At 74.5% G+C, this 15,718-nt stretch carries 15 protein-coding genes and 1 pseudogene; 8 read left to right on the forward strand and 8 right to left on the reverse strand.

All coding sequences use genetic code 11. The features are described 5' to 3' along the window. Positions 1-18: 18 nt before the first annotated feature. Positions 19-567: an RNA-binding S4 domain-containing protein gene (locus ACF1A5_RS22675; protein ID WP_392194665.1), complete on the reverse strand. Its 549-nt coding sequence runs from the start codon at positions 565-567 to the stop codon at positions 19-21. A gap of 139 nt (positions 568-706) precedes the next feature. Here ACF1A5_RS22675 and ACF1A5_RS22680 point away from each other — a divergent pair, with 139 nt between their 5' ends. Then, complete coding sequence (locus tag ACF1A5_RS22680; protein WP_392194666.1) at positions 707-1,411, forward strand: uracil-DNA glycosylase; 705 nt, start codon at positions 707-709, stop codon at positions 1,409-1,411. Between the two features lie 68 nt (positions 1,412-1,479). Here the strand turns inward: ACF1A5_RS22680 and ACF1A5_RS22685 are convergent, their stop codons facing one another. Continuing rightward, entirely contained in the window at positions 1,480-1,947 is a 468-nt protein-coding gene (locus ACF1A5_RS22685; RefSeq protein ID WP_392194667.1) for a GNAT family N-acetyltransferase, read from the reverse strand. Positions 1,948-2,210: 263 nt separating this feature from the next. Here ACF1A5_RS22685 and ACF1A5_RS22690 point away from each other — a divergent pair, with 263 nt between their 5' ends. The 3 genes from ACF1A5_RS22690 to ACF1A5_RS22700 all read left to right on the forward strand — a co-directional run bounded on the left by ACF1A5_RS22690 (position 2,211) and on the right by ACF1A5_RS22700 (position 5,711). Beyond that, the gene (locus ACF1A5_RS22690) at positions 2,211-2,993 is read left to right on the forward strand and encodes a nucleotidyltransferase family protein (protein WP_392194668.1); all 783 of its coding nucleotides are present in this window, start codon (positions 2,211-2,213) and stop codon (positions 2,991-2,993) included. 388 nt (positions 2,994-3,381) lie between these two features. Beyond that, complete coding sequence (locus ACF1A5_RS22695; RefSeq protein ID WP_392194712.1) at positions 3,382-5,226, forward strand: FUSC family protein; 1,845 nt, start codon at positions 3,382-3,384, stop codon at positions 5,224-5,226. A gap of 299 nt (positions 5,227-5,525) precedes the next feature. Further along, positions 5,526-5,711, forward strand: a complete 186-nt coding sequence (locus tag ACF1A5_RS22700) for a hypothetical protein (protein ID WP_356191504.1) — start codon at positions 5,526-5,528, stop codon at positions 5,709-5,711. 47 nt (positions 5,712-5,758) lie between these two features. Here the strand turns inward: ACF1A5_RS22700 and ACF1A5_RS22705 are convergent, their stop codons facing one another. The 3 genes from ACF1A5_RS22705 to ACF1A5_RS22715 form a co-directional block, all read right to left on the reverse strand. Continuing rightward, positions 5,759-7,621, reverse strand: a complete 1,863-nt coding sequence (locus tag ACF1A5_RS22705; protein WP_392194713.1) for an ABC transporter ATP-binding protein — start codon at positions 7,619-7,621, stop codon at positions 5,759-5,761. A 444-nt stretch (positions 7,622-8,065) separates the two neighbouring features. After that, the gene (locus ACF1A5_RS22710; RefSeq protein ID WP_392194669.1) at positions 8,066-8,527 is read right to left on the reverse strand and encodes a hypothetical protein; all 462 of its coding nucleotides are present in this window, start codon (positions 8,525-8,527) and stop codon (positions 8,066-8,068) included. Further along, a complete protein-coding gene (locus ACF1A5_RS22715) occupies positions 8,518-9,138 on the reverse strand; it encodes an ATP-binding protein (RefSeq protein ID WP_392194670.1) in 621 nt (206 codons plus the stop codon). The genes ACF1A5_RS22710 and ACF1A5_RS22715 overlap by 10 nt, the downstream gene beginning before the upstream one ends. Before the next feature lie 199 nt (positions 9,139-9,337). Here ACF1A5_RS22715 and ACF1A5_RS22720 point away from each other — a divergent pair, with 199 nt between their 5' ends. From ACF1A5_RS22720 to ACF1A5_RS22730, 3 genes and pseudogenes are all read left to right on the forward strand, one after another. After that, a complete protein-coding gene (locus ACF1A5_RS22720) occupies positions 9,338-10,198 on the forward strand; it encodes a helix-turn-helix domain-containing protein (protein ID WP_392194671.1) in 861 nt (286 codons plus the stop codon). After that, positions 10,198-10,473 carry a DUF397 domain-containing protein gene (locus tag ACF1A5_RS22725; RefSeq protein WP_392194672.1) on the forward strand — a complete coding sequence of 92 codons (276 nt, stop codon included), beginning with the start codon at positions 10,198-10,200 and terminating at the stop codon, positions 10,471-10,473. Before ACF1A5_RS22720 ends, ACF1A5_RS22725 begins: the two co-directional genes overlap by 1 nt. 155 nt (positions 10,474-10,628) lie before the next feature. Next, positions 10,629-11,004: pseudogene (locus ACF1A5_RS22730) on the forward strand (SAM-dependent methyltransferase); the annotation flags it as partial. Between the two features lie 119 nt (positions 11,005-11,123). Here the strand turns inward: ACF1A5_RS22730 and ACF1A5_RS22735 are convergent. Continuing rightward, positions 11,124-12,611 (reverse strand): glutamate synthase subunit beta, encoded by a 1,488-nt coding sequence (locus tag ACF1A5_RS22735; RefSeq protein WP_392194673.1) that lies wholly within the window; start codon positions 12,609-12,611, stop codon positions 11,124-11,126. A gap of 405 nt (positions 12,612-13,016) precedes the next feature. Further along, complete coding sequence (locus tag ACF1A5_RS22740) at positions 13,017-13,712, reverse strand: DUF2293 domain-containing protein (protein ID WP_392194674.1); 696 nt, start codon at positions 13,710-13,712, stop codon at positions 13,017-13,019. A gap of 113 nt (positions 13,713-13,825) precedes the next feature. Between ACF1A5_RS22740 and ACF1A5_RS22745 the strand changes: the two genes are divergently transcribed. Continuing rightward, complete coding sequence (locus tag ACF1A5_RS22745) at positions 13,826-14,467, forward strand: uridine kinase (RefSeq protein ID WP_392194675.1); 642 nt, start codon at positions 13,826-13,828, stop codon at positions 14,465-14,467. Between the two features lie 22 nt (positions 14,468-14,489). On the opposite strand, the gene ACF1A5_RS22750 is transcribed toward ACF1A5_RS22745, so the two are convergent. Beyond that, complete coding sequence (locus tag ACF1A5_RS22750; protein ID WP_392194676.1) at positions 14,490-15,617, reverse strand: magnesium and cobalt transport protein CorA; 1,128 nt, start codon at positions 15,615-15,617, stop codon at positions 14,490-14,492. Between the last annotated feature and the right edge of the window lie 101 nt (positions 15,618-15,718).

The raw sequence follows: 15,718 nt of genomic DNA on the forward strand, positions 1-15,718 counted from the left end.
TCCCCGGCACGCAGGAGGTCACCGTCCTTCGGAGTGGTCCTCCATGCCCCGCAGGCGCTCCAGTTCGCGGCGGTCGCGCTTGGTGGGGCGGCCCGTGCCACGGTCGCGGATGCCGATGGGGGCGACGGCCTCGCGCGGCGGAGGCGGCGGGGAGTTGTCGATGTAGCACTGGGCGGCCACGGGGGCGCCGACACGCTTGCGGATCAGCCGCTTCACGACCACGACCCGCTCGCGGCCCTCGTGCCGCAGGCGCACCTCGTCGCCGACGCGCACGGAGTGGGCGGGCTTCACCCGCTCACCGTTCACCCGCACGTGCCCGCCCCGGCAGGCCGTGGCGCCGAGGGACCGGGTCTTGACCAGACGCACGGACCAGATCCAGCTGTCGATCCGCACGGTCTCGCCGCTCGCCGGACCGGCCGCCTCGGCGGCCGCGACAGCGGCGGCGACCTTCGGGTCCACGGCCGGTGCGGGGGCAGCTGTCCGAGCCGGCCCGCCCGGGTCGGCGCCCTCCGTCTCGGCGGACCCCGGTCCCGGTTCGTTCCTGTCCTGGTCACCCTCGGAAGCCATGCATCCGACCTTAGTCGCCGCGGCCGCGGTGCCCCGCGAATTTCGCCCCGGCCGCCACCGGGCCCGGCACACGGTGTCCCCTCCCGCGAAACCGGCCACCCGTCCCGTCCCGCCGCCCGGGTGGCCCTACCGTGAAGGCATGGACAGCAGCAGTCTCGCCGCCCTCGACCGGAGGATCGCCGGGTGCCGGGCCTGCCCGCGCCTGGTCGCCTGGCGCGAGGAGGTCGCCCGCACCAAGCGCGCCGCCTTCGCCGACTGGACGTACTGGGGCCGTCCGGTTCCGGGCTTCGGGCCGGCGGACGCCCGGCTGCTGATCGTCGGCCTCGCCCCCGCCGCGCACGGCGGCAACCGCACCGGCCGCATGTTCACCGGCGACCGCTCCGGCGACGTGCTCTACGAGGCGCTGTACGACGTGGGGCTCGCCTCGCAGCCCACCTCCGTCTCGGCCGACGACGGCCTGGAGCTGTACGGCGTGCGGATCACCTCGCCCGTGCACTGCGCGCCGCCCGCCAACAAGCCCACGCCCGGCGAGCGGGACACCTGCCGGCCCTGGCTGGTGCGGGAGCTGCGGCTGCTGCGGCCGACGCTGCGCGCCGTCGTCGTACTCGGCGCCTTCGGCTGGCAGGCCGCGCTGCCCGCGTTCGCCGAGGCGGGCTGGACGGTGCCCCGGCCGCGGCCCGCCTTCGCCCACGGCACACGGGTGCCGCTGGACGGGCTCACCCTCTTCGGCTGCTTCCACGTCAGCCAGCGCAACACCTTCACCGGCAGGCTCACCCCCGCGATGCTTCGGGACGTCCTGACCACGGCGGCGGACGTGGCGGGGCTCCCGCACCACCGACCGTGACGCGACGCCCTCCGGGGCCCACGGCCGCGACGCCCCGGTGACGACGACCGACCGAGGCCGACTTGCCCTCAGGGCCGCCACACGTACCGGACGTCCGGCTCCCCCTCCTCGTTACCGCTGCCGTCCGTGTACTCGACGGCGACGAAGCCGTGGCGCTCGTAGAAGCGCCGGGCGGGTCCGTTGACCTGGAAGGCCCAGAGGGTCAGGCCCCGTGGCCCGCGCTCCTTGGCCAGCGCGACGAAACGGTCGCCGACGCCGCGCCCCCGCCAGGCCGGGTCGAGGTAGAGCTGGGAGAGCTCGTCGCCGGCGAGCACCATGACGCCCACGACCCTGCCCTCGTCGCCCGACTCGGCGACCCACGTCTCGCGCGACGGCACCACGACGTCGCGGAAGTAGGCACGCACCGCGTCGTCGGAGTGCGCCCGGACGACCGTCGGCAGCGCGGTGGAGAAGGAACGCAGCCAGACATCGGCGGCGGGCATGGCGTCCGCCGCGCCGGCCCGGCGCAGGACCACCGGGCCAGGCCCCGCCGTCATGCGCGTGCCTCCGGCCGAAGCGGACCGGGCACGGTGGGGCGCGGGATCATACGGGCTCCTGGAAGGCGACGCGGACGATGCGGGGGACGGACACAACTCCCCGATCATCCAGGCGCGCTGACGCGGCCGCACCCGGATATTCCGTGGAGGCGCCGATGCCGTACCGCGTAGGCTCCGGACACCTCGTCACGGCCCTGGAGGGCCCTCGAACCCTCGCAACCCCGAGGTATCGCTCCTCGCCCCCGACCCCTGGAGCCGCACCCGTGCCCCGCCTCACGGACGAGACCTTTCTCGACACCACGGCCGACCGGCTCGCCGCCCTCCCCGGAGTCCGGGCCGTGGCCCTCGGCGGTTCCCGGGCCCAGGGCACGCACCGGCCGGACAGCGACTGGGACCTGGCCGTCTACTACCGCGGCCGCTTCGACCCCGCGGACCTGCGCGCCGTCGGCTGGGAGGGCGAGGTGTCCGAACTCGGCGGCTGGGGCGGCGGGGTCTTCAACGGCGGCGCCTGGCTGACGATCGACGAACGCCGCGTCGACGTGCACTACCGCGACCTCGACGTCGTCGCACACGAGTGGGCGGAGGCGGAACAGGGACGCTTCCGGGTCGAACCGCTGCTCTTCCACCTCGCCGGAATCCCCAGCTACCTGGTCGTCGCCGAACTCGCCGTCAACCAGGTGCTGAGGGGAGAACTGAGCCGCCCCACCGCCTATCCGCGGGCGCTGCGCCGGTCCGCGCCCGGGCACTGGTACGGCCTGGCCACCGCCACCCTCGGGTACGCCGAGGCGGGCCACGCGCCGCAGGGCTCCCTCACCCAGGTCGCGGGCGCGATCGCCCTCGCCGCGACCCAGACGGCCCACGCGGTGCTGGCCGCGCGGGGGGAGTGGACCACCAACGACAAGGGCCTGCTCGCACGCGCCGGACTGCGCGAGGCCGACGGACTCCTCAGCTCGCTGACGGCCGACCCCGCGGCACTGACCCGGGCGGTCACGGACGCCGGGGCGCTGCTCGGCCGCGCCGTACGACGGGCGGCGCAACGGTCCTGAGCGGCACCGGGCCGCCTCGAACTTCCCGGGAACGCCCGTCCCGGCGGAACGTCACACGCCGGAAATACGGCCGTTCCCTCCCCTCCAAGAACGCGATCTAGCGTGGGCACCCCACCGCGCACCCCACCGCGCACCCCACCGCGCACCACATCCCGCAGCCCGGTCACCGTCGCCCGAAGGCACCAGTCACGCCCTCGTCCCGACGTACAGGAGCCCCGTGACGCGCCGCACCACCCGCGCCGCCACCCGCACCACCCGTACCACCGCTGTCCGTGCCGCCTCCGGCCCGACCGGTCCCGCCACCTCCCCCGCGCACCCCCACCCGCACCCCCACCGTCTCGCCCTGCCGCCATGGCTGGCCCACGCCCTGCGCGCCCAGCGCGGGCCCGTGCCCTGGAACGCCGTCACCCGCGGAGCGCTCGCCGCCGGGCCGCTGCTGCTGCTCGCCCTGCGCACCGGCCACACGGCCCTCGGCGTGGTCGCCGCCCTCGCCGCCATGCTCGCCGGGATCAACGACCGGCCCGGCAGCAGGCGCGCGTCCGTCGAAAGGCTCGGGGTGCCCGCGCTCGCGGGGGCGGCCGGTCTCGTCGTCGGGACGTACGGCGGACAGCACCTGTCCGCCGTACCGCTGACCCTGCTGCTCACCGTCCTCGGACTGGGCGCCGGCAGCGTCAGCGCCGTCGGGCCCGTCGCCTCCGGGGCGGGCACGCAACTCCTCGTCGCCGCGGCCGTCGGCGCCGGAATGCCCCTGTCCGAGCCCGGGTGGCCGAGGGCGCTCGCCTTCCTCGCCGGGGCCGGGTGGCTGCTCGCCCTGCGGCTGGCGCTGCCCACGCCGGGCGCCCTCGCCGGCGACTTCCGGTTCGACGGGGAACGGGCCGCCGTGGCCGCCGTGTACGACGCGGTCGCCGGTCTCCTCGACGCCGTCGGCGGCCCCAGTGCCACCGACCGGCGCGCCGCGCTCACCGCCGCCCTCGACCACGCGCAGGACGCCCTGACCGGACCCCGGCTGCGGCGTCACACCGGTGCCGCGGCCGAGCGGCGCCTGCACGCCCAGTACGCCGCCGCGCTGCCCCTCGCCGAGGCCGCCACCGCGCTCGCCTGGGCCGGGGACGCGAGCGCCGGACGCGCCTCGGCCGGACCGCGCCGCCTGGCCGCCGCCGTCCGCGGAAGTACGCACGCCGGCCCCCTGCCGGCTCCCGGCCGGTCCGCGCCCGGCCTGCGCGCCCTCGACGACGCCCTGCTGCGCGCCGCGGAGGCGTTCGACCGGGCGGAGGGCGGGGGAGACCTGCACACCCGGCACCGCACCACCCGCGACCTGCTGCGCACCGCGCTCGGCGCGGCCGGACGGGAGTACGGCGTGCGGGTCGCCCTCTGCTTCGGCGTGGGCGCCACGGTCGCCCAGGCACTGCACCAGACCCGCTGGTACGGGCAGCACGCGCACTGGTACTGGCTGCCCGCCACCGCGGTCTTCCTGGTCAAGCCCGACCTCGGGCCGCTGGTCTCCCGCGTGCTGTGCCGGGCCGCGGGGACCGTCCTCGGCGCCCTGCTCTTCGCCGCCCTCGCGGCCGTGCTGCCGCGCCCGGAGGGGCTCGTCGCCCTCGTCGCCGTCTGCGGCGCCCTCGTGCCCGTCGCCACCCGGCACTTCGCCGCGCAGACCGCCGTCGCCACCGTGCTGGTCCTCGCCCTCGTCATGGCCGGCGGGGAACCGCAGGCCTCCGTCAGCCGGATCGGCGAGACGCTGCTGGCCTGCGCGATCGTGCTGCTCGTGGGCCACGTTCCGCTGCCGGGGCGGCGCGGCGGGGCGGTACGCGCCCGGCTCGCCTCGGCCACCGAGGCCGCGCACGCCTACCTCGCCCACGTCCTCGGCGAGTCCGGCGACCACGCCGCCCGCTGGACACTGCGCCGCGAGGCCTACCGCACCCTGGCCGAGGCCCGCGCGGCCGGCACCCGCGCCGCCGCCGAACTCCCCGCGCTGGCCCGGCACGCCGAGGGCACGGACGACGTCGTCGCCACCCTCGAACGCCTCGTCGACACCACCACCGCCTGCGCGGTGCACCTCGACCACACGGGCCGCCTCACCCCCCGGCACACCGAACGCCTCACCGCACTCCTCGACGTCCTGAGCAGGGGCGGCGAGCACACCGGCCCACGAGCCGAGCGCGAGCCTCGAACGCCCCCGCGCGCACAGCCTTTGGCCCGTACCGGCCTTCGCCCGTGGACGCCTTCGCCGTAGCGGCGTTCGGGCGCGCCCGCGAGCGGCGGCCGGATCCGGTACCCCGACGCTACGGGTAGGCGGCGAGGGCGGAGGGGCTCGATGGACGCGAAGTGAACACCGGGAGCGCCGACACCGGACGGACACGAGATGTGCGCAGGTCGGAGCGTTGAGTGATCGGATGGGCCGCAAGTGTGATCTTCTTCTCACGGATGGCGTTGAACGCGTGTCAACTGCGTCTCAGTACCGTTACTTCGCGAGGTGTTCACCCCATGCTTGGCGTTTAACTCTACGAGTACAGCGCTACAGGGAGGTGCAGGGTGAACGGGCGAACGGTGCTCGAACGCTTTCCCGCCGGCGGGCCGCGCGGGTCGTGGCCGGCGGAGGAGTTCGCGCATGCGCGGCGCCTGGAGGGCCTGCCCGCCGAGGTCGTGATGGATCTCGCGACGGACACCTTCCTGGTGATCGTCCGCGCGGTCGACGGAGCCGGTGACGCGACGGCGTGACGGACGCCGTACGCCGTGACGGACGCGGTACGGCGTGACGGACGCGGTCAGCCCACCTCCGGGGCGGGCACCTTCCCCCTGAACTGCTCCGCCTGGAGCGCGTACAGCTCGGCGTAGAGGCCCCCGGTGGCCAGCAGTTCGTCGGGCGTGCCGGACTCCACCAGCTGCCCCTGGTCGAGGACGTGCACCACGTCGGCGTGGCGGACGGACGCCAGCCGGTGCGTGATGAGGACGACCGTCTGACCGCTGCCGGCCAGACCACGGATCCGCTCGAAGACCTCCAGCTCGGCGCGGGCGTCCAGCGCCGCCGTCGGCTCGTCGACGATGAGGATGCGTCCGCGCCGGTAGGCGGCCCGTGCGATGCCGAGCCGCTGCCACTGGCCGCCGGACAGCTCGTGCCCGCCGCTGAAGTTGCGCGCCAGCAGGGTGTCCAGGCCCCGGGGCAGGTCCGCGACCACCTCCTCGGCGCCCGCGTCGGCGACCGCGCCCGCCACGCGCTCGTCGGTGAGGGGCGCCGACGAGCGGCCCACCGCCACATTCACCCTCGCCGTGAACGGCCAGCGCTTGAAGTCCTGGGCCACCATCGCGACCCGCTCGGCGAGCTGGTGCCGGTCCGCGTCCGCCGCGTCGACGCCGTCCCACAGGATCCGCCCCCGGTCCGGGGTGTAGAGACCCGCGAGCAGCTTCACCAGGGTCGTCTTGCCGGAGCCGTTCTCCCCGACGAGCGCGACGATCCGGCCCGTGGGCACGGTGAGGGTGACGTCGTCCAGGGCCGGGCGGGACGCGTCGCCCGGATAGCGGAAGGTGACGTTCTCGAACCGGATCTCCCGAGGGTTCTCCGGCAGGGGCTGCCCGCCGACCGGGATCGCCCGCTCGGCCGCCTCGGCGTAGAGACGTTGCAGATCACCCACGAAGAGGGCCTCCTCGTGCAGCGAGTTGATCTCCAGCACCAGCGTGTCCAGGCTCGCCGAGCCGGTGCGGATCGCGATCACCGCCGTGCCGGCCACCGACAGCGCCATCGCCCCGGTCAGCAGCAGCCCGCCCAGGGTCGCGTACGTCGCCACGGTCGCCAGTCCCGTCCAGGCCGCCGCGAACAGGCCCGTACGGGCCGCCAGCCGCGCCAGCCGGGCCTGCTCCGCCTCCGCGGTCTCCGACATCGCCCGGTAGTGGCGCAGCAGGAAAGGGCCCACGCCGTGGACGCGGATCTCCGGGGCGGCCGCCGGCTCGGTGAGCAGACCGCTGAGCAGATGTCCCGCGCGCGCGTGCTGGACCCAGGTGTGGAAGGACTCGTAGCGGCGCCGGGCGTTCGTCAGCGCGCTCCACGCGCTCGGCAGCGTCATGGTGGCGAGCAGCGGGAGCAGCGCGGGATGCAGGACCGTGAGGACGCCGGCCGCCGCGACCAGCGAGATCATCGCGTTCACCACCCGCGTGCCGTACATGATCATCCGGCGGGCCGAGGACGCGCCGTACTGCGCGGTGTCCAGCAGCTTGTGGAAGGCGTGGTCCTCGATCGCGGCCAGTTCCACGGCCGCCGCCCGCTCCAGGTACAGCTCGGTCGCCACCCGCTCCACCTTGGGCTCCAGCCGGCCGGTCGCGTACGTCGACGCGGCCCGCAGCAGCGCGCCCACCAGCATCACCGCCGTCATGGTGACCAGCGCGGGCACGGTGCCGCGCAGCCGGTCCTCCAGGGGGCCGGACGCGAGCACCTGGCCCAGCACGCTGTTCACCGCGAGCAGGCTCACGGCCTGCGCGGCGCCCCGGCCGGTCTCGGCGGCCAGCACGGTCCGCGCGGCGCGCCGGTCGGCCTGCCAGGCGAGCCGGAAGCTGGACGCGAGCAGGCCCGGCAGCCGGGTCACCATGCCGCGGAGGTTCAGCTCCAGGAAGGCGTCCCGGTGCTGGTTCCAGCCCATGTCGTAACGCAGTGGGCCGCCGAAGAGCAGCCGTTCCGACTCCGAGACCTCGGGCCCCTCCGCCTCGCCCCGTCGCCCCCGCCGCTTCCCCACCGTCGACCTCCCGCGATCGTGGACGGACGGCCACTATCGCGGGGCGGGCGCCCCCGGGGCAGGGCGCGCGACGTGGCAGGAGAGGCGCGCGGGCGCACACCGTGCCGGACGCGGGGCACATGCCGGGGGCGAGGGCCGCGCGCGTGCTTCGCGCCGGGCCCGGACGGTCTCGTGTATGCGTCGGCCTGCTCCTGCGCACGACAGGCGGGGCCGGTCGTACGCGCGACGCCGGGCTGCGCCTCATGCGCGGCAGGCGGGGCCGGTGGTACGCGCGACACGCGGGCTACGTCGCACGCGCGGCGAGCGGGGCCGGTCGTAGGCACGACACGCGGGCTCGGTCTTACGTACGTCCTACGCGGTGACCGGTCGTGACCACGCCGGAGTCGCCCCGAGCACGCGGCACACCGCCAGGTACAGGGGGATCGGCGGGGTGTACGGAACCGTGTCGTCCGGCCGGTGGACGAGTCCGGGAGCCCGCGGTGTGTCGCGCAGGACCGCACCGGTGGCGTAGTGCGCGGGGGCCGGCCACCGGAGCGCGTAGTCGGAGTCGGACGGGACGATCCACCACCAGTGCGCCTCATCGGCGTAGACGCATCCGACGCGCGGCAGGCGCGGCATCACCAGCGGCCCGTACGGGGCGGGCACCGCCACCGCGTCGCAGCCCAGCGGGGTGGTCATGCCATCGGGCACCGCCAGTCGCAGCGGGGACGCCGACTCGCCCGGCGCGCTCGGTCGGCGCACGCCGCGCCCCAGGCGCACCAGCGTCTCCAGGCTGAGCACCCCACCGGCGCCGGAGCCGATGCTCACAGCCATGCGGCCCCCGTTCCCTGACGTGCCTGCGTGTCGTCCTCGTCGTCCGGGCCGCGCGCGGGGCCCTGCTTGGGGCGCGCGCCCCAGCCCAGGTCATCGCGCGGCTCGCCGGCGTCGCGCGGCCGGTCCGCCCGACGCGGCAGCTCCGCCCACACCACGAGCCCCGGGCCGTGCTCCTGCGTGCCCCAGGCCCGGCACAGGGCGTCGACGAGGAGCAGTCCCCTCCCGTGCTCCTCCTCCGGACCCCGCTGGGACGGGTGCGGCTCGCTCGGCGCACACCCCTGGTCGCGCACGGCTATGCGCACCAGACCGTCGCCGTCGTGCAGCTCGCAGACGATCCGGCTGCTCGCGGTGTGCACGACGGCGTTGGTGACCAGTTCGGAGATGACCAGAGCCGCCGTGTCGCAGGTGTCCTCGCACACCGACCACCCGGTCAGCCGAGCCCGCGTCAGGTGCCGGGCCCGAGCGGGGGAACCCGGATGCGCGGCCAGCTCGAAGCGGAACCGGCGCTGGGCGACGGCCCCGTCGGGGCCCGCTCCGGTGGCGGCACCGGGGCCGGAAGGGTCCGCGGCGGCGTCTGTTCCTAAGGGCGGGGACGGAATCACGCTTGCCACTATCTCCCCGCCGTGAACACTTGGCAAGTGTCACTATGAAAAGTGCAGAGTGCTGTGTGACGCGGTGAAAGGCCGTGGCACACTGCTCGCAACAGCACGTCGAGCGGCGCCAGTTGGGATCGCCGAGGGTCCGCCAGATCCTCGAACAGATCTTCGAATGGCGCCGTAGGGCTGTCAGGAAACGTTGTGGAGGTGGAGCGTGAGCGAACCGCGGTCCGCGCCTACCGTCGGGCAGGTCGTGCTCGGCCGGCGCCTGCTGGACCTGCGGGAACGCGCGGGGCTCAAACGCGAGGAGGCGGCCCGCATCCTCCGCGTCGCCCCCGCCACGGTCCGCCGCATGGAGACGGCCGAGGTCGGCCTCAAGATCCCGTACCTCCAACTGCTGCTGAAGGCCTACGGCATCGACGACGACGAGGCCGAGGTCTTCGTCCAACTGGCCGAGGACGCCAACAAGCCCGGCTGGTGGCAGCGGTTCCACGACATCCTGCCGGGCTGGTTCTCCATGTACGTCAGCCTGGAGGGCGCGGCGAGCCTCATCCGGTCCTACGAACCGCACTTCGTCCCCGGACTGCTGCAGACCGAGGACTACGCGCGCGCGGTCCTCACCTCGGGCGCCGTCGGCCAGACCCAGCCCGAGGACATCGAGCGCCACGTCGCGCTGCGCATGCAGCGCCAGGAGCTGCTCACCCGTCCCGACGCACCCAGGTTCTGGGCCGTCATGGACGAGACCGCGCTGCGCCGCCCGGTCGGCGGACCGGAGGTGATGCGTGCTCAGATCGACAAGTTGCTCGAGGCCACGAAGCTGCCCCACGTGACCCTCCAGGTCGCCGCGTTCTCCTCCGGGCCGCACCCCGGCACGTACGGGCCCTTCGTGCTGTTCCGATTCGCCATGCCCGAACTGCCGGACATGGTCTACAGCGAGTACCTGACCGGTGCCGTCTACCTGGACGCCCGCCAGGAGGTGGCGGCCCACCTCGAGGTCATGGACCGCATGGCGGCGCACGCCGCCACAGCACATCGCACGAAGGAGATCCTCCGGGCTCTCCGCAAGGAGCTGTAATGGATCGCACCATCTCCCCCTCCGCGCCGCGGATCCGCACCGAGCGGATCTACAACGGCATGCCTGCCCGTGAACTGGGCAGCGAGGGCTGGCACAGGCCGTGGAGCGGCGGCAACGGCGGCAACTGCCTGGAGGCGATGAAGCTGGCCGACGGCCGGATAGCGGTGCGTCAGTCCACCGACCCCGACGGTCCCGCCCTCATCTACACCTCCGACGAGATGACGGCCTTCATCCAGGGCGCCAAGGCGGGCGAGGCCGACTTCCTGCTCTCCTGACCGCCGCCCGGCCACCGGGGCCGCCTCCTTTCCAGTTCCTTCTCACGTACGACTTGTCGATTCCGTCACCGACTTGACCACCCCCCCTTCCTTCTCGACCTCCACGTCGACCACCACTTCAGACACTTACGGGGGCCGCAGGACGGGGCAGGAAACGGCCCGTGGCCCTGTCCCTCGTCGCACTGCTCCACTTCGTCTCCGACGAGGACGGCGCCCACGAGCTGGTGAACCGGCTGCTCGCCGAACTCCCCTCCGGCAGCTACCTGATGATGACCCACGCCACCGCCGACTTCACCCCCGAGGAGTCGGCGGCCGCCACCGAGAAGCTCAAGGCGGCCGGCGTCACCCTGGCGCTGCGCTCCCGCGCGGAGTTCGCCCGCTTCTTCGACGGCCTGGAACTCGTCGAACCCGGCGTCGAGGTGGTCCACCACTGGCACCCGGAACTGGGCGACCCGGTCCCGGGCCAGGACGACGGCGTCCCGGGCCAGCGACGGCGTCATCCCGGGCTACGGGGCGGTGGCACGCAAGCCCTTGGACGAGGGCGGCCGGGTCCGCGGGGCAGCCGGGTCTGCGGGCCGGCCGGACCGCCCGGGTCGGCGGGCACGGTCCGGGTGGCGGGCAGGTGGGCACTCAGGTGGGCGGCGCTTCGCCTAGACGGTCATCGGCCGGTCGTACGGCCCGATCGGCGCCGGCAGCCGCGAACTGCCCGTCAGATACCGGTCGACGGCCGCCGCCACCGCCCGCCCCTCCGCGATCGCCCACACGATCAGCGACTGCCCGCGCGCCGCGTCCCCGGCCGCGAACACCCCGGGGACGTTCGTCGCGAAGTCGGCCCCACGGGCGATCGTCCCCCGAGGCATCAGCTCCAGACCCAACTGGTCGACGAGCCCGTCCCCCCGGTCGGGCCCGGAGAAGCCCAGCGCGAGCAGCACGAGGTCGGCCGGCAGCGTCCGCCCGGTGCCCGGCAGCGGCTGCCGGGCGGCGTCCACCTCGACCAGGTGCAGCGACCGCACATGCCCGTCCGCGTCACCGGCGAAGCGGAGCGTCGACGCCGCGAACAACCGCGCGTCCGCATCCGCGGCCGGCGCCGTCCGCAGATCCCGCGCCTCCTCGTGCGCGGCCGACAGCCGGTAGATCTTCGGATACGTCGGCCACGGCTCGGTGTCCTCGTCCCGCTCCCCGCCCGGCTGCGCGTAGATGTCCAGCTGGGTCACGGACGCGGCCCGCTCCCGCACCGCGGTGCCGAGACAGTCGGCCCCGGTGTCACCACCGCCCACGATGACGACATGACTGCCCACGGCGCACAACGGCGACCTCTCCAGATCCCCCTCGCACACCCGGTTGGCCAGCGGCAGATACTCCATCGCCTGATGTATCCCGGCCAACTCCCGCCCCGGCACGTCAAGTTCCCGCCACGCCGTGGCACCCGTGGCGATCACCACGGCGTCGTAGCGCCCCCGCAGCTCCGCGGCCCCGACGTCCCGCCCGACCGCAGTCGACGTACGGAACCTCGTCCCCTCGGCCCGCATCTGTTCCACCCGCCGCTCCAGGTGGTGCTTCTCCATCTTGAACTCGGGGATGCCGTACCGCATCAGCCCGCCGATCCGGTCGTCCTTCTCGTACACGGCGACGGTGTGCCCCGCACGGGTCAGCTGCTGGGCCGCGGCGAGGCCGGTCGGGCCCGACCCGATCACCGCGACCGTCCATCCGGACAGCCGCTCCGGCGGCCGCGGCTGCACGAACCCGTCCTCCCACGCCCGGTCGGCGATGGCGCACTCGACGTTCTTGATGGTCACCGCAGGCTGGTTGATGGCGAGCACGCACCCCGCCTCGCACGGCGCCGGACACAACCGGCCGGTGTACTCGGGGAAGTTGTTCGTCGCGTGCAGCCGGTCGCTCGCCGCCCGCCAGTCCTCGCGGGAGACGAGGTCGTTCCACTCCGGGATCAGATTGCCCAGCGGGCAGGCCTCGTGGCAGAACGGGATGCCGCAGTCCATGCAGCGGTCGGCCTGCTTGCTGATGATCGGCAGCAGCGCGCCCGGAACATGGACCTCGTCCCAGTCCCGGGTCCGCTCCTCCACCGGCCTGCGCGGCCACTCCTGGCGGGGCGTGGTCATGAAACCCTTGGGATCGGCCATGGCCGTCCCCCTTGCGATACGCGGACGACGCGCCGTGCGACTTCGGGCGGCACTCTTTCGGCCACGATACGTCCCCCCGGCCCGGGGCGCAGAGTGGGCGAACAGTGCGTTCTCACAGGTGAGCGGCGGTGCGGGGAAGGGGGCGCCGCGGTGTTGGAGGGGCGGGGGGGGGGGGGGGGGGGGGGGGGGGGGGGGGGGGGGGGGGCGGGGGGCCCGCCGCCGCCGCCCCGGCGCCCCCCCCCCGGCCCCCCGGCCCCGGCCCCGGCGCCCCCGGCGGGGCCCCCGGCGCGCGCCGCCCCCGCCCCCAGGGCGTGCCCTTGGCTCGGTGCCCGGTCGCCCTTCCGCTGCCGCCTCCGCTCTTGTCTCTCCCCCCTCCCCTTCCCCCCTCCCCCCACCCGCCCCGCCTCAGCCGACCCCCGCCTCCGGCTCCCGCCACGCCCGCAGTACCGACTCCACCCCGGCCGCGATCCGCCGCCGCGCCTCGTGCCGCGCCACCCCTCCCATCAGCAGCCCGTCGTAGGGCGTGTCCAGATGCCGTACGGACGCCACGACCGCCGAGATCACCGCCCCCTCTGACAGCGCCCGCCCCGCCGCGCTGCGCCCGACCCGCCCGCTGCCGCGCAGCGAGGCGTGCTCGGCGATGCTCCGGGCCCGGTCGGCAGGGCAGCCGGGGAACAGCCGCCTGATCTCCGCCGCGAACGCGTCCGCGAACCTCACGTCCTCCGCCGCCCGCCGCCGTGCGTCCCGCGCCCGCCGCCTGCGGCGGGCCTCCGCGTCGGCCAGGCACCGTGCCTCGGCCCGCGCGAGTCCCGCCTCCTCGACCAGCACGCCCTGCCGCTCGTAGCGCCCCTTGCGCCGGTTGAACCGGACCACCACCGCCGACAGCGCGCTCTCCTCCCGCGACCTGCGGGTGAGCGCGGTGTCGCCGCGCGGCAGGAACACCAGGTGCCCGAGGTCGGCGCAGTCCAGACAGCGGGGCGCACCCTCCTCGATCACCAGTAGCGACAGCGGCCCCCGGCGGCAGTCGGCGCAGTGCTTGCGTCTGAGGGGCTGGACGACGAGGAGCCCGGAGCGGGCCAGGGGAGTCGGGGGAGCCGTCATGGCTCCTTCATTCCCGCCCACGGCCCCGGACCCACGCCGCTCCGCCCGGCCGCCCCCACGACCGGTGAGCGCGGCCGTCCCGGCAGCCGGGGTGCCGGTGGGCGCGCGGCATCATGGGCCGTGTGCGACTCGAAGCGATCACCTGGGAACGGCTCGGCGACCTCCTGGCCGAGCGTCTGCTCGACCTGAAGCCCGGCGACGGCAGCCCCTGGCCGCGTGTCGCCATCGACGGCGCGCCCGCCGCCCGCCCGGGCGACCTGGCCGAGCGCGTCCGCGAAGCCCTCCGCCTCCGGGGCCGCTCCTCGCTCGTGGTGGCCACCGAGGGTTTCCTGCGCCCCGCCTCCCTCCGTCTCGAATACGGTCACCACGACGCGGAGTCCTACTACAGCGGCTGGTTCGACACCGGCGCCCTGTGGCGCGAGGTCTTCGGCCCGCTCGACCCCGGGGGCGACGGCCGTGTGCTGCCCGACCTGTGGGACCCGGTCGCCGACCGCGCCACCCGCAGCTCCTACGTCCACCTTCCGCCCGGTGGTGTGCTGTTGCTGCACGGCCCCCTTCTCCTGAGCCACTGGTTCCCCTTCGACCTCACCGTCCATGTCTCCCTCTCCCCGGGCGCCCTGCGCCGCCGTACGCCGGAGCCGGAGCGGTGGACACTGCCCGCCTTCGAGCGCTACGAGGCCGAGACCGACCCCGCCGGCACGGCCGACGTGCTGGTGCGGGCCGACGACCCGCGCCATCCGGCCTGGAGCGGCTGAGCCTTCAGGAGGCGCAGGACCGTCAGAGCCAGCCGTTGCGCCGGAAGCCGCGGTACAGCACCAGGCAGGCGACCGATATGACGCCGATGACCAGCGGATAGCCGAACCGCCAGTGCAGCTCCGGCATGTGGTCGAAGTTCATGCCGTAGACCCCGCAGACCATCGTCGGCACGGCGATCACCGCCGCCCAGGCCGTGATCTTCCGCATGTCCTCGTTCTGCGCGACCGTGACCTGCGCGAGGTGCGCCTGCAGGATCGAGTTGAGCAACTCGTCGAAGGAGGCGATCTGCTCCTTCGCCCGCATCAGGTGGTCGAGGACGTCCCGGAAGTACGCCTGTATCTCCAGGTCGACCACGCGTATCGGCCGGGTGGCCAGGTCCTCCACGGGGCGGGTGAGCGGGACCACCGCCCGCTTCAGCTCCAGCAGTTCACGCTTGAGCTGGTAGATCCGCCCCGGATCGACCCGGGCGCCGTTCTCCGCGAAGACGTCGGTCTCGACCTGGTCGATGTCCGCCTGGACCGAGTCGGTGACGGAGAGGTAGTCGTCGACCACGTGGTCCGCGATCGCGTGCAGCACCGCCGCCGGTCCCTTGGCGAGCTGCTGCGGCTCGGACTCCAGCTCCTCGCGCAGGGGGCCGAGCGAGCCGTGCCGGCCGTGCCGCACGGTGATCACGAAGTCCCGGCCGACGAACAGCATGATCTCGCCGGTGTCCACCACCTCGCTGGTCGCCGTCAGCTCCTCGTGCTCGACGTAGCAGACCGTCTTGAACACCGCGAACAGCGTCTCGCCGTACCGCTCCAGCTTCGGGCGCTGATGCGCCTCGACCGCGTCCTCGACGGCCAGCGGGTGCAGGTCGAAGAGTTCGGCGATGCCCGCGAACTCCTGGTCCGTCGGCTCGTGGAGCCCGAGCCACACGAAACCGTCACCGGCCTTGCGGACCCGCGCCACGGCCTCCACCACGTCGCCGGCCTCCGGAACGCGGGAGCCGTCCCGGTACATCACGCAGTTCACCACCGAGGAACCCAGCGGTGACCGGGCGGGGTGGCTCAGGTCGACCCGGAGGCGTCGCCGGGCGAGCCGCGCCACTCCGCGGAGGCCACCGACCTTGCCGAGGCCTGTGACCTTCCGCAGATTCCCTGCCATGGACATCTGGATCTCCTTGCGTGGATCTCCTCGCGTCGCGCTGGTCGCGCCTTGGCCCGTCAGTCTGCCAGGCCGCCGGGAGCGGCGAACAAGCCTGTGGAAAGGGG

Source organism: Streptomyces sp. NPDC014864, assembly GCF_043081525.1.
In the GTDB taxonomy this organism is placed as follows: Bacteria; Actinomycetota; Actinomycetes; order Streptomycetales; family Streptomycetaceae; genus Streptomyces.

Coding starts and splice junctions, on each gene's coding strand:
- ACF1A5_RS22705 (WP_392194713.1), bottom strand. CDS start 7,621: ATGGGCTGGAACCAGCACCGGGACGCCTTCCTGGAGCTGAACCTCCGC.
- ACF1A5_RS22745 (WP_392194675.1), top strand. CDS start 13,826: ATGGGCCGTGTGCGACTCGAAGCGATCACCTGGGAACGGCTCGGCGAC.
- ACF1A5_RS22740 (WP_392194674.1), bottom strand. CDS start 13,712: ATGACGGCTCCCCCGACTCCCCTGGCCCGCTCCGGGCTCCTCGTCGTC.
- ACF1A5_RS22685 (WP_392194667.1), bottom strand. CDS start 1,947: ATGACGGCGGGGCCTGGCCCGGTGGTCCTGCGCCGGGCCGGCGCGGCG.
- ACF1A5_RS22680 (WP_392194666.1), top strand. CDS start 707: ATGGACAGCAGCAGTCTCGCCGCCCTCGACCGGAGGATCGCCGGGTGC.
- ACF1A5_RS22710 (WP_392194669.1), bottom strand. CDS start 8,527: ATGGCTGTGAGCATCGGCTCCGGCGCCGGTGGGGTGCTCAGCCTGGAG.
- ACF1A5_RS22735 (WP_392194673.1), bottom strand. CDS start 12,611: ATGGCCGATCCCAAGGGTTTCATGACCACGCCCCGCCAGGAGTGGCCG.
- ACF1A5_RS22675 (WP_392194665.1), bottom strand. CDS start 567: ATGGCTTCCGAGGGTGACCAGGACAGGAACGAACCGGGACCGGGGTCC.
- ACF1A5_RS22725 (WP_392194672.1), top strand. CDS start 10,198: ATGGATCGCACCATCTCCCCCTCCGCGCCGCGGATCCGCACCGAGCGG.
- ACF1A5_RS22750 (WP_392194676.1), bottom strand. CDS start 15,617: ATGTCCATGGCAGGGAATCTGCGGAAGGTCACAGGCCTCGGCAAGGTC.